We start from the raw sequence: 13315 nt of genomic DNA, 5'->3' as shown, positions 1-13315 counted from the left end.
AAAAGAGCCGTGAAGACGATGGCAAAGTGAAAGCATAAAAGATAAAAGCAATATAGATACGTTTAATTTTGAACACCTACTTACCCATTATAAACTTATATTCATCACATTTAAACATTACTTATTATGAAAAAATCAATTATTCTTTCCATTCCGTTGCTTTTCCTGTTGCCCCTGACGCTGCTTGCACAGAAAGTAACAGTAGACGGCATTGTCTATTCCCTTAGCGAATACGGTCCTTACGCCGAAATAACAGGTGCCGACCCCAACCTTACGAAAGCCGAAATAAAGTCGAGTGTAGACATAGAAGGCACAGCCTATCCGGTAGCTTCCATCGCCATGTCGGCTTTCAGCAAGTGCACCAACCTTTCAGACGTATCCATTCCTTTGAGCGTAAAAATCATTGGCTATTTTGCTTTCACAAACTGTCAGAAGCTCACCAAGGTTGTTTTGCCCGACAGCGTGCAAGCCATCGGTGGTGCTGCCTTCAAGAACTGCACCGGTCTTAAAAGCATTGTTCTGCCGCCTACCATCACATACATTGCCCCGGCGGCTTTCCAAGACTGCCATAGCCTTTCCGGCGTGGTCATTCCCGATAGCATAGACATGCTCAACGCTTCTCTTTTCAAGAATTGCACAAGTCTTACAAGCATTGTAATACCCGAGAAAGTAACAGAGATACATAGCGGTGTGTTCTCCGGTTGCAGCGGTCTTACGAGCATCGTTATACCCGATAAGGTGAACATGATAGACCGTTATGCCTTCAGATATTGCACCGGACTGAAGCGTATTTTGCTCGGCAGTGGCTTGAAAATTATCGGTACAGCCGTTTTCAACAGTTGTAAGGCTTTGGAACAGATAACATGCGAAGCCATCGAACCACCCACCTGTGTGGAAGAAGCCTTAGACGACGTGAACAAAGAGACTTGCAAACTGCTTGTTCCGTCTGTCAGCCTGAATGCCTATAAGCACGCCAAGCAATGGCAGGACTTCGTCAATATCGAAGCCACAAGCACAGGTATCGCAAAGCCCGCAGCCGACACCGCAGCCGCAACAGCCCTCGATGTGTACACCTTGGGCGGTGTAAAGGTGGGCACAACAGCCTCGCTCTCTTCACTTCCTCGCGGTATCTACATCGTGAACAAGAAGAAAATGGTTGTGAAATAAGTCGCAACAGCCGTGCACCGAACAGACAACCATCGTGAAATAAACACTCCCGAACATTGATATAAAAATGCTGAGGCTCTGCGCTTTGGCATTTTTGTTTTCTTTCCCTGCATCTTCTGCAAAGCCCTGTTATTGCTTTCACGCCCCCTGCATTAATCCCCAATCGACCATTAGCGTCCTAATGAACCGATTGGAGTTAAAGAAACAGTTTACCCCCAATGCGGTGATTAGCGTCCTAATCACCGATTGGGGGTTACGAATGTAAACGTTTCGGGAAGCGCAGAAACAGTTCTTATTTTGTAAAGATAGTTCGTAGAAAAAACGACGATTTCGATTTGGCGTTGCGAAACCGTAGGTTTTGCGATGTAAAACCTACGCTTTTACCGTGCAAAACCTACGGTTTTGGAATGCGAAACAATAGGTTTTGCAACATGCTGACAGCGAAATAGTTATGCAATGGATATTCTTGCGAAAAATAATTACACTTTTATGGGCTGTTTTCAGCACGACGGGGCGAAAACAGCGAAGAGAGTCAAGTTGCCTCGACTCCCTTCTTTTTTAATTCCTCTATATAATGTTTTGTCAGTCTTAGTTCGTTTTGTATTTGGTCTTAGTATATGGAACCTTTTCTCTTTCAGTCTTTTTCGGTTTAGCCCAAATCGTTCATTAGTGTCCTTGACCGGTTTTGTTCGATTGTCGAGCAGATGTGCCGGCATTTCATCGAAGGTGTAGCGGGCTACATCGAGATGGAATGGCTGCGCAGATGCCGGCAAGCGGACCAAAGCGGTAAGGAAGCATTACGGAATAACACATCTAAGCAAATGCGTCCTAATGCCCGATTGGGGTTTAGCCCTCGTACACGAAGGTGAAGTTTTTCTCCGTCGTGAGCGAGTTGCCTACGTAGCAACCTTTGTGTGCAAATGTTTCCACCTTCTTGCGCATCTTGTCGTCAAGGTTGCCCTTTACGTGAAATTCGATGTCGATTTTTTCTATTTTCATCGTTTCGGGGTTCTCCACAATCTCGCCCACTACGGCGTATGTGCCTGTAAGGTCGATGTTTTCGCGGAATGCACGCATGGCGATGGTGGTCATGGCACACGCTGCGAGCGACTGCGCCAATATGTCTGCCGGTGTTGCATACTCACCCAAACCGCCCGATGCTTTGCCTGCGTCGGTTGTAAGGGTCTGTCCTGAATGCTCGTAAGTAGCTTCTACTCTGAAATTACCTAAGTATTTTACTATTGATTTCTCCATGTTAATGTTTTTTTTATTTTCCATTGGCAAAGATAATACTTTTATTTCATACTGCAAACAAATATACTGTAATTATTGCTATTAAACGCTTTTTAAGTTTTTTGCGAAGCAAGGAAATGCCCAATGCAGTTGTTCGATAACACGGAAATACAGAAGTATTTTTCCTTAATTAACATAGAATTATTGTTAAACAATAAATTATTGTCGTTTCTGATTTGGAAGTAAAAAATATTTTATCTATATTTGCAGCACAAAACGAAAGAATTGTTGCCACATTTCAATTACACCTTTATATAAAGGAGACAAAAACAGGGAACTATGAACAAACGATTGAATTTCTATTGCACCATATTGCTGTGCATCATGTCTGCTGTTATGCTCTACGCATTCTACGATGCGAGAAAGGATATTGTCAGCGATTTCAAAGCCGGTGCGCGCAGTGCGGACATAGAAGAGAAGATACGGCACGATAAAAACTACGTGAATTCGAAGGAATACAAGGAAATAATGCGCGAGAGAGACGAAAGCGAGGCGTGGGTAAGAGCCACTACCATTTCGTTCAAGGCTAATTTAGACGCCGAGCTGCTACCTTCGTAAATCAGAAAACCGGTAAGCCGGAGAAGATATGGATACGCATGGCAGACGTGAACTACCAGTCGCCACGCTATTTTCTTGTAATAAAGTCCTTGTTCTACATTGTCATGGCGGTGCTCACGATAATGGTTTTGGTTATGTCGTTCAAGCTGATAGCCCGCTTCCGCAACTCCGAGAATATCTTCTTGACGCGCAATTTAAAGGTGATACGTATCATGCGTTCTCCGTGCTCGCCTATTATATAATATGGTGGGGCATCAAGCTGGCTGAAATATACTTCATACAGCAGTCGTTCAGCCTTGCGGGGCAGACCATAGACATTGCCGATTCGCTCGATTTCCCTAACGGGTTGTTTGAAATCCCTTTCATTTTCATCATCTATGAAATATTTGCCATCGGTGTAAGAATGCGAGAAGAAAATCAATTAACAGTGTAAGGAAAGGAACAAGATGATAGTAGTAAACCTTGACGTCATGATGGCTCGGCGGAAGATGTCGCTAAACGAACTTTCCGAAAAGGTGAACATCACCCTTGCCAACCTATCTATTCTCAAGACAGGGAAAGCAAAAGCCATACGCTTCACCACACTCGACGCCATCTGCGAGGCATTGAACTGTCAGCCCGGCGACATACTTGAATACAGCGAGGACAAACAGGAATAAAGAAAGAAATATAAAAAAAGTTTGTAGATTAAATTGTTTAGTTAAACGAATCTGAGGTGGCTGCAGCGAGAGCGGAAAGCGTCCGCTCTCGTAAAGGCTCACTCTCTTTCGCACAACCACAAACCGCAAACGGGAAAAAACAAGCAATAGAACAATAGATTAATAAATAAAAATATGAGAATTAGGAACATCTTAATGGTTGCGCTCGCGCTATTTGCCACCCGCGCAACAGCACAGAACGAAATGGCAGATATGCCTAAAGCTCCTGTGGACGAAGCTGTTAAAGTAGGACATCTCGACAACGGACTTACCTACTACATTCGCAAGAACAACTATCCCGAAGGAAAAGTAAACTTCTACATTGCCCACAAGGTTGGCGCAATTCAGGAACGCGACGACCAAGACGGACTTGCACACCTGTTGGAACACATGGCTTTCAACGGTTCAAAGCACTTCCCGGACGACTCTGTCGTTAAGTTCATGGACAAGACAGGCGGCGGCTGGAACGCTTACACCACAGCCGACCACACCGTTTATTTTCTTACGGGCATCGCTGCCAACCGTCCTGCACAGGTAGACTCTTGTTTGCTCGTATTGAGCGACTGGTCTCAGGGACTCACACTTACAGCCGACCAAATAGAAACAGAGCGCGACGTGGTGCACAACGAGTATCGCGGACACAACGCCATGCAACGCTTGCTCCGCGCTGCCAATGCCGACTTGTTCCCTAACAGCATCTACGGCCGCCGCACGGTTATCGGAAGCATGGACGTTATCGACAAGTGCAACCCCGAAACACTGCGTGCCTACTATCGCAAGTGGTACTTCCCCGGCAATCAAGCTATTGTAATCGTGGGCGACATCGACCCTGCAAAGATAGAAGCAAGCATCAAGCGCATGTTCAGCGGACTGAAACCGTCGAAGGAAGCTACCAAGGCTACACCGGTAATGATAGAAGACAACGACAAGACACTCTATGCTTTCGGTAGCCATCAGGAAGTTTCGCAGGAACTTTTCCAGCTCTATCGCAAGACAGACTACATCGCGCCCGAAGAGAAGGCGACTCTGCCATACCTTTATCTCTCGCCAATGTATAGCCTTGTGAACCTCATGTTCAACAACCGCATGCAGAAAATAGCACAAAATCCTGAGTCAAACTTCGTTGTTGCGCAGGCTTCTGTGGAGGGCTATGCAGGTCATACAATTACCCGCGACGCCGAAAGCATCGTGGTAATACCGAAGGCAGGCAAGGAAAAAGAGGCGATGGCACAGATTATTCGCGAAATGAACCGCATCGGACAGTTTGGTTTCACCGAGTCGGAATTTAAGCACGCAAAGGAGGCTTACAAGGCTTCGTTGGACAATCTCTACAACAACCGTGCTACCATAACCAACGATTCATACGCACAGAAGCTCATTAAGAACTTCCTCGAAGGCGAACCTTACAGCACCATCGAGCAGACATACGAGATGTACGGCCAGATTTTGCCAATGCTGCCACTCGCAAGCATCAACGAATTGGCTAAGAGTCTTATCAACACAAACGAGAAAAACTTCGCCATCAGCGTAATTCTTCAGGAGAAAAACGGCAAGACCGGTTTCACCAAAGCAGAACTCCCGGCTATCGTAGACGCAGCACGTGCCGAGAAAGTAGAAGCCTACGTAGACAATACGAAGGAAGAACCCATGATGCTGAAAGAGCCTAAGGCAGGCAAGATAGTAAGCGAAAAGCCATTGAAGCAGTTCGGCGCAAAAGAGCTGACACTCTCTAACGGTGCAAAAGTTATCTTGAAAAAGACCGACCTCAAGGCAAACGAAATACTCGTGATGGCAACAGCACCGGGCGGAAAGAGCATCGGCAAGAAGGAAAACCTCGCTATGCGCAAGCTCTGGGACGACATTGCCGGCATACACGGACTGGGAACAAAGGGCATCAACGACCTTGCCAACATGGCACAGACAAAGATGACCGCCGTAGAAGCAGGTGTCAGCAACGACCTACACTACCTCAGCGGTTCTACCGTGAACGAGAATGTGGAGACATTGATGCAGATGATAAACCTTAGCTTCACCGACATAAAGAAAGACGAAGCCTACTATAAGCTCATCATGCAGTACATGAAGGGGCAGTTTGAGAACAAAGCCAGCAAGCCTGAAGTCGTTATGCAGGACTCTGTGGCTTACTACAACCACAACAAACAGCTGGACGTACTTTCTCCGGACGTCAAGGACTTCGACAATCTCGACTACGACCGTGCGCTCGAACTTTATCGCCAACTCTTCAACAACGCAGGTGAATTTACTTTCACATTCGTAGGCAGCTTCGACGAAGCAACCATTCGTCCGCTCATCGAGAAGTATATCGCTTCGCTCCCGGCAAGCAAGAAGAAGGCAGAACTTGCCGATATGCGCAACTATACAAAGGGGAAGGTACAGAAGAGCTTCAGCTACAAGATGTCGAACCCGCAAAGCAAGATAATCGACACTTATCGTTCGGACAAGGTAGACTATACGCTTGCCAACTCGCTTAACGCAAAGGCATTAGGTCAATACTTGTGGAACAAGATGTTCGAGATTATCCGCGAGAAGGAAAGTGCTGTTTACACGCCGCTGCCAAGAGTAAGTCTTGAGAACGATTTAACCGGCAGTTACATCACAATCGGTTGCGAACTGGCTACCAATCCGGAGAAGACAGCCATCGCAGAGAAGCTCGCACGAGAGATTATCTTCGATGCACAGACAAAAATCACCAACGAAGACGTTGCACGTGCGAAGGAAGCTATCCTCAAGAGCCACACCGATGCAGTGAAACTCAACAGCTATTGGCTCGACGTACTTTCAGACTACGCTACCTACGGCGTTGATAAAGCCAACGGTTTCGACGCAGTAATGAAAGCTATGTCGCCCAAAACACTCGGCGAAATCGCCAAGACCGTACTTAAATCGGGCAACTACGTTCAAGTTATCATGAACGCAGAGAAGCTCGAGAAGTAAGAAGCCGACAACAAAAGGCAACTCCTCGCTGCAGCAAAGCTGTCTTCGGGGAGTCGCCTCGTTGCATAAAAAGAACAATCAAGACAGGTTCTGAAAACCAAAAGCCACAACGTGCACGACAGTTTTACGACAAGTCTGCCATGGCATGGAGTTTGCAGGAATGTGTCTGAAGATATATCCTCGTTACAGAGAAACTGTGTTCGAGGGCTTTTCTAAGTTTGAATAACGTATTTTAATAGTTTTGATTAGATAGTAGTGTACTCATTACTGTGAAGCAACGGGCACACAAACCACCGGCAGCTGTGAAGCCTGAAGTGGTCTCCGGGGTGGCTTTGCCGTCCACATACTTGATAAGTTCTCTCGTCGGACGGCATCAGTCCCCCGGAAAAATAAATGGAGAATGCCCCGCAAAACGGAGCATTCTCTTTTTTGTAGCTGCTTTTTCTCCATAGAAATTCTAGTTTCCCTAGAATTCCTAGAAACCATAGAGCCCCCTGCAACCCCGCAACAAAAGTGGGTATCGGATATGGCTGCCACCTTCATTACTATTGGGTATTCCGCCCATATTTCCGCCGAAACCAATGAAAACATTACCTGAAAGTAGGTAAAAACCACGAAATCAGGTGCAAAGAAAATCACGAAAAATAAGTATTGTGTAAGGTTTTCTTTCTTTTTAACTTTGCAACCGCTGAAGTGAAATGAATACAACAGTAAGAATTAATTAAATAAAAACATAAATACAATAATACTAAAAAAAATGAAAACAAGAATTTTTGCAGTAGCTTGTTTGGCTGCACTCCTTTTCACATCGTGCGGTAAAGACAACAACGACGAGCCTAAGACAACACCTGAGACAGCGCAAGTAAAGCATTTTGAAACCGTTATGCCCGGTTACGATTCATGGATTTACATCAATCTCGAAACGGGTAGGTTCCAACAACAGGAAGAACTTGGCGAACGTGAATATCGCAAGTATAAGTCAATGGGCGGTACCGACTACGAAGTAGTAAAGAAAGAACCTGCCAAAGGCACAGAGGCAGACCTGCCGAAAGGTTGGCACCTTGCCTTCCATATTACCGATGCACGCACCAACAACGGCGAAGTGCTGATGACAGAAGAAACCGATTTGAACAAAATAACGGCATTCCCGACCGGCAATTACGTAGCTGACGCACCGGCAGATATATATGTAGACTTGAGCGGCATGCAGAGCGGTGGCATCATTGCAGTATCAAAGGCTATGGTGAACAGCGAAATGAACAAGTGGATCAAGAGCACAGGTATGGGCAAACCAAAGATTGTAAGCGACAAGGTGTTTGCAGTGAAGTTCAAGAATGGCAATGCAGCCCTGATTAAATTTAAGGACTACTTGGACAAGACCGGCAAGCAAAAAGTTGTCAGCTTCGACTATAAGTTCATAAAGAAAGCATAGAAAGTCAGCATTATGGGCATTATACGATAACATCAGCGATAAATGCAGAGGCATAAACCGTCTCTGCATTTATTGCTATCCGTTTGTCCGAACACACATTATATATAATACCAAAGCAGGCGATTGCAGCTCTTGGCGGTTTCCGACGAGAGAAACGGAGTTTGTTCGTGCGAACTTCATTAGCATACAACCTTAATTCAGCATTATCAATGCTTCATCAGTATGAAGAAACTACTTCTTACATTCGTATTACTGACGGCGGTTTTTGCCACCGTTTTTGCAGATAACGTTCCGCCCGATAAGGGCTATCCTATCACCGGAACGGTGGTAGATGTAGACACCGACGAACCTTTGGCAGGTGCAACGCTCACGGTGGAAGGCACAAACATCGTGGTGGGCACGAACAGCAAGGGCGAGTTTACCATTCGTTTCGGCGATAATAAAGTTTATGTTATCCATGTTTCGTGCATGGGTTACGCCCCCCGAACCCTGCGTGTACCGGCAGTAGGGCACCCGCCGCTCAAGATTAAAATGATACCAACCAACACTAATTTGGACGAAGTGGTGGTAACCGGCTCGAGAACAGAGAAGCCTTTGAAAGACGTACCCGTCATTACACGTGTCATTTCGCAGGAAGAAATAAAGACCGTGAACCCGGTAGACCTGAACACGCTCTTGGAATACACTTCCGGGCATACAGTTCTACTACAACAGCATGAGTCAAACCACCACGATAAACTATCAGGGCATGGACAGCAAGTCTGTTCTTTTCCTCCTCGACGGTGAGCGAATGAGTGGCGAAGGTGCCGACCACAACATCGACTTCAGCCGAATTAACGTAGACAACATCGAACGCATCGAGGTGGTACGTGGTGCTGCGTCTACCCTTTACGACAGTCGTGCCATCGGTGGCGTCATCAATCTCATCACAAAGAAGAACGCACGCCCCCTCAATGTGCAGCTCAACTCGCGCTATGCAGGCTCGAACGGCGAGAACTACTCGTTGCAAGTAGGCGTAAACCGCAGCCATTTCAGTTCGCAAACATCGTTCGGCTATCGCCATCGCGACACTTACTGGGTGAAAGACAAAGAAGGAAAGACCATAGAACGCATAGCCCCTGACGGCAAAGGACTTCAGGAGAAAAGCGAACCGCAAGATATTCCGGTCTACGGATACAAGATTTTCGACCTCGGACAACGCTTCCGCTATCGTTTCAGCGACCATCTGAATGCCGAACTCTTCGGTTCTTTCTATTCAAACATACGTCCTACGTACACCGGACGCCGCTATCACCAACGCTACGAAGACCTTGTTGTGGGCGGAAAAGCAAATTGGCAGATAAACGAAAACAACGGTTTCGCCTTCTCGTACACCTTCGACAACTATGCGAAGAAAAACGACTACGACCTTGTGAAGCTCGTCGAGAAAGTCTATAACAACACCAACCACAGCGCACGCCTATACTATACAGGCACGTTCGGCCGCCATACGTTCAATGCGGGCATCGAAGGCGTACACGAAAGTCTGCGCCACTATATGATGAAAGATACAGGAATGGTCCGCACAACGCAGCTCTCGCTCTGCGCACAGGAAGATTGGCGCATCACCGACAACTTCAACGTTGTGGTAGGGCTGCGCGGCGACAAAGGGCAACACTACAATTTCCACCTCACACCGAAGATTTCAGCCCTCTATCGTCCTTTCCGGCACCTCACATTCCGTGCAGGCTATTCGCAGGGCTACCGCATTCCCACCCTCAAGGAACTCTACCAAGAGTTCAATATGGCAGGCATCATCATGATATACGGCAACAAAGACCTCAAGCCGGAATATGGCAGCCAGCTCTCGGCATCGGTCGAATACGACTGCGGCGGTTTCAACCTCTCGCTGTCGGCATACCACAACCGCTTCCGCAATAAGATTACGTACGAATACATATCGCCGGGCGAAAGTTACAACATGCGCTATGTAAATGCCGACAACGTGAAAACAACAGGTATAGAAGCCACCCTGAACTACCGTATGCAGTGCGGTTTGCGCCTGATGGCAGCCTATACCTACATCAACGACTACAACGTGCGCAACGGTTACAACCAGTCGTGGATACGTCCGCATACAGCCAAGTTCAACGCAACCTATAAGCGCAAGTTCGGAAAGACCACCGAGTCTATCGCATTCAACAGTCAGTGGATGTCGCGCATCACACGCTACTCTTACGAGGCAAAGGCAAATACCTACACGCGCTACGTGTTCGACCCGCGCACCATCTGTTCTATCAACCTGCGTTCGGAACTTCCGCGTGGCATCAACCTTGGTTTCATGGTAGACAACATTTTCAACTATCACGACAAAGCTGCCGACTCTGACGTGCAACTGCCGCTCAACGGCATCAGCTACGTACTGACGGTGGGCATCAACATATCCGATATGTTCAAGAAATAAACACTATTGTACGGTATCAGGGGCGGTACAGCCAAAATACAATGCGGCTGTACTGCCGATACAATACCACTGTGTTGTTGGCACGACGCCATTATACCGGCGGTATATTGCGACTGTGCTTTCACTACAACGTCGCTGTAATCAAGCGTATAAACAGTTTTGTACTTTCCTGAACAACCCGTTAAAGACTAAAATCCTAACAGTATGAAGAAACGAAAAATACTTATCATCGTCGCCGTGGCAGCATTGCTGCTCATCGGTTTTGGTGTGTGGAGCAAATGGCTGTCTACCACACGGATAGCTTTTGTGAACTATCAGACCATCACGCTCGGACAAATAGCCCGCGCCAACGACAATCCGCTCATTAAAATAGAAAACCTTGATGCCGACGACATAAAGAAAGCCGACGACTACGATATGGTTTTCGTGCAGGCAATGGGCTTGCGCCTTACCGAAGAACAGCGCGGAGAACTCGAAAAAGCCATGAAAGGCGGAACGCCCGTAGTAAGTACGATGATTACAAACCCCGACAACGATTTCTGTTCGGTAGACACTGCCGACGCCAATCGCCTGAAAGACTACATCGGAAACGGCGGACGCGAGAACTATCGCAATATGCTCAGCTACGTGCGCAAGCATATTGACAAGAAGATTATCTACGCTCCCGAAGCCGGAAAGGTGGTGGAACGCGTCTACGGACTGCTTTACCATGCCGACCCGGACCGCCCCGACGACGAGGACAAGCAGTTTAATTCCGTAGCAGAGTACACGAAATTCCTGAAAGAAAAAGGACTTTGGAAAGACAATGCCCCTGCTGTCATCATCACAGGCTCTATGGGCGAACCGAAAGAACTGATTGCCGAACTCGAGAAAACAGGCAATGTGGTTTATCCGGTCCATTCCGTTCAGAAGTTCGTAGAGGACCAACACGCCGACAGCGTGAATGTTTCGGCAATCATTAATATGGCACACGGTCGCTTGGGCGACGCTTTCGTAGACTATCTGAAGCGTGTCAATGTGCCGTTCTTTGCTCCGCTGAACGTGAACAGGCTGGAAAAGAAATGGGAAGACGATAAAATGGGAATGAACGGAGGTTTCCTTTCGCAGAGCGTAGTTACGCCGGAAATCGACGGAGCTTTGCGTTCGTATGCTCTTTTCGCCCATTATGTAGGCAAAGACGATTTGGAATACGTCGCTGCCATGCCCGAAAGGCTCGGCACGTTCGTACAAACCGTGAACAACTACATATCGCTGAAACACAAGCCGAACAGTCAGAAGCGTGTCGCTATCTACTATTATAAAGGACCGGGACAGAACGCCATGACCGCAGGCGGTATGGAAGTAGGTCCTTCGCTCTACAATCTGCTGCTGCGTTTGAAGAAGGAGGGCTACAACGTAGCGGGCTTGCCCGACTCGCCCGAAGGACTTATGCAAGCCATTCAGCGACAGGGCGCAGTGTTCAACCTTTATGCCAAAGGTGCGTTCGACGACTTTATGAAGAACGGAAAGCCTGCTCTCGTCAGCAAAGAAGAATACGACAGTTGGGTGAAAAAGACACTCCGACCGGAGAAATATAAAGAAGTGGTGAAAGCAAACGGCGAGTTCCCGGGCGAATTTATGGCTACACCCGACGGCAAACTTGCTGTGGCACGCGTGCAGTTCGGCAACGTTGTACTGCTTCCGCAGAATGCTGCGGGCAAAGGGGATAATGCTTTTCAAATCGTACACGGTACCGATGCTGCACCACCGCACACTTACATCGCTTCTTACCTGTGGACACAATACGGTTTCAAAGCCGATGTTCTGATACACTTCGGTACACACGGCAGTCTTGAATTTACACCGAAAAAGCAGGTAGCATTAAGCAATCTCGACTGGCCCGACCGTTTGGTGGGTGCATTGCCGCACTTCTATCTCTACACAATCGGCAACGTTGGCGAAGGACTCATAGCCAAACGCCGCTCGTATGCGGGCTTACAGTCGTACCTCACACCGCCGTTCATGGAGAGCGGAATGCGTGGCGCGTATGGCGAACTGTCTTCTAAATTGAAACTTTACACACAGAATATCGGTAAAGACAAAGCATTGCTTCAGCGTACCTCGCTTGCCATCAAGGCACTTGTGGTTCGTTTGGGCTTCCATCGCGACTTGGGCTTGGACAGCGTGCTTACCCGTCCTTACACCGAAGAAGATATTTTGCGCATCGACAACTTTGCCGAAGAACTCTCGAACGAGAAGATAACAGGGCAGCTTTATACTTTGGGTGTGCCTTACGAGGCTGCACGCATCAACAGCAGCGTGCTCGAAATGTGTACAGACCCTGTGGCTTACTCGCTCTTCACGCTCGATAAAGTGAGAGGAAAAGCAACCGAAGCATTGCTGAAACACCGCTCCGAGTTCAACAGCCGCTACCTTTACCCTGCAAAAGCGTTGGTTCAGTCGCTCATCGGCAGTTCGTCGGAAGTTACAGATGCCTACGTTTGCAAGGTAGGAAATCTATCGCCTGCCGACCTTCAGCGTGCCCATAAGATATACGAAGACCTCACAGCACCGTCGGATATGATGAAGATGATGATGGGAATGGGCGCAATGGGCAAGAAAGGCAAAGGCGGCAGCGGCATGCCGGCAGGTATGGGAATGCCTAAAGGAATGGGCAAAGGCATGCCGATGGGCAAGTCTATGCACGGCAAACAAGGCGGTGCTCCGTCTATGGGGCACGGCGGCAAGATGCCTGCAATGGGTAAAAGCATGCCAAAGGGTATGCCGATG

General features: G+C 47.6%; 10 protein-coding genes and 1 pseudogene. 9 read left to right on the top strand and 2 right to left on the bottom strand.

Features of this window, described 5'->3' with window-relative positions; genetic code table 11:
* Window positions 1–126: 126 nt before the first annotated feature.
* Window positions 127–1167: a leucine-rich repeat domain-containing protein gene (locus JCM15124_RS11605; protein ID WP_024999534.1), complete on the top strand. Its 1041-nt coding sequence runs from the start codon at window positions 127–129 to the stop codon at window positions 1165–1167.
* Window positions 1168–1667: 500 nt separating this feature from the next.
* On the opposite strand, the gene JCM15124_RS16035 is transcribed toward JCM15124_RS11605, so the two are convergent.
* A complete protein-coding gene (locus JCM15124_RS16035; RefSeq protein ID WP_156930716.1) occupies window positions 1668–1940 on the bottom strand; it encodes a hypothetical protein in 273 nt (90 codons plus the stop codon).
* 73 nt (window positions 1941–2013) lie between these two features.
* Window positions 2014–2421, bottom strand: a complete 408-nt coding sequence (locus JCM15124_RS11595; RefSeq protein WP_024999532.1) for an OsmC family protein — start codon at window positions 2419–2421, stop codon at window positions 2014–2016.
* A 318-nt stretch (window positions 2422–2739) separates the two neighbouring features.
* Between JCM15124_RS11595 and JCM15124_RS16810 the strand changes: the two genes are divergently transcribed.
* From JCM15124_RS16810 to JCM15124_RS11555, 8 genes and pseudogenes are all read left to right on the top strand, one after another.
* Window positions 2740–3018: a hypothetical protein gene (locus JCM15124_RS16810; protein WP_024999531.1), complete on the top strand. Its 279-nt coding sequence runs from the start codon at window positions 2740–2742 to the stop codon at window positions 3016–3018.
* A 38-nt stretch (window positions 3019–3056) separates the two neighbouring features.
* On the top strand, window positions 3057–3260 hold the full coding sequence (locus tag JCM15124_RS16805) for a hypothetical protein (RefSeq protein ID WP_232220181.1): 204 nt from the start codon (window positions 3057–3059) through the stop codon (window positions 3258–3260).
* The gene (locus JCM15124_RS16800) at window positions 3242–3451 is read left to right on the top strand and encodes a hypothetical protein (RefSeq protein WP_232220180.1); all 210 of its coding nucleotides are present in this window, start codon (window positions 3242–3244) and stop codon (window positions 3449–3451) included. The genes JCM15124_RS16805 and JCM15124_RS16800 overlap by 19 nt, the downstream gene beginning before the upstream one ends.
* A gap of 13 nt (window positions 3452–3464) precedes the next feature.
* Window positions 3465–3677: a helix-turn-helix domain-containing protein gene (locus JCM15124_RS11580; protein ID WP_024999529.1), complete on the top strand. Its 213-nt coding sequence runs from the start codon at window positions 3465–3467 to the stop codon at window positions 3675–3677.
* A gap of 174 nt (window positions 3678–3851) precedes the next feature.
* Entirely contained in the window at window positions 3852–6671 is a 2820-nt protein-coding gene (locus JCM15124_RS11575) for a M16 family metallopeptidase (RefSeq protein WP_024999528.1), read from the top strand.
* Window positions 6672–7428: 757 nt separating this feature from the next.
* On the top strand, window positions 7429–8103 hold the full coding sequence (locus JCM15124_RS11565; RefSeq protein ID WP_024999526.1) for an HmuY family protein: 675 nt from the start codon (window positions 7429–7431) through the stop codon (window positions 8101–8103).
* A 222-nt stretch (window positions 8104–8325) separates the two neighbouring features.
* Window positions 8326–10546: pseudogene (locus JCM15124_RS14340) on the top strand (TonB-dependent receptor).
* Between the two features lie 204 nt (window positions 10547–10750).
* Window positions 10751–13315 (top strand): cobaltochelatase subunit CobN (locus JCM15124_RS11555; RefSeq protein WP_024999525.1); only part of this gene is annotated, 2565 nt, incomplete at its 3' end.

This window comes from Prevotella falsenii DSM 22864 = JCM 15124 (assembly GCF_000613945.1).
Classification (GTDB): Bacteria; Bacteroidota; Bacteroidia; order Bacteroidales; family Bacteroidaceae; genus Prevotella; species Prevotella falsenii.
This window is presented reverse-complemented; position numbering and strand designations above follow the sequence as displayed.

What these genes read in the sequence shown, in the direction of transcription:
- JCM15124_RS16805 (WP_232220181.1), top strand. Translation starts at nt 3,057, where the DNA reads ATGGCAGACGTGAACTACCAGTCGCCACGCTATTTTCTTGTAATAAAG.
- JCM15124_RS11575 (WP_024999528.1), top strand. Translation starts at nt 3,852, where the DNA reads ATGAGAATTAGGAACATCTTAATGGTTGCGCTCGCGCTATTTGCCACC.
- JCM15124_RS11595 (WP_024999532.1), bottom strand. Translation starts at nt 2,421, where the DNA reads ATGGAGAAATCAATAGTAAAATACTTAGGTAATTTCAGAGTAGAAGCT.
- JCM15124_RS11565 (WP_024999526.1), top strand. Translation starts at nt 7,429, where the DNA reads ATGAAAACAAGAATTTTTGCAGTAGCTTGTTTGGCTGCACTCCTTTTC.
- JCM15124_RS11605 (WP_024999534.1), top strand. Translation starts at nt 127, where the DNA reads ATGAAAAAATCAATTATTCTTTCCATTCCGTTGCTTTTCCTGTTGCCC.
- JCM15124_RS16810 (WP_024999531.1), top strand. Translation starts at nt 2,740, where the DNA reads ATGAACAAACGATTGAATTTCTATTGCACCATATTGCTGTGCATCATG.
- JCM15124_RS11580 (WP_024999529.1), top strand. Translation starts at nt 3,465, where the DNA reads ATGATAGTAGTAAACCTTGACGTCATGATGGCTCGGCGGAAGATGTCG.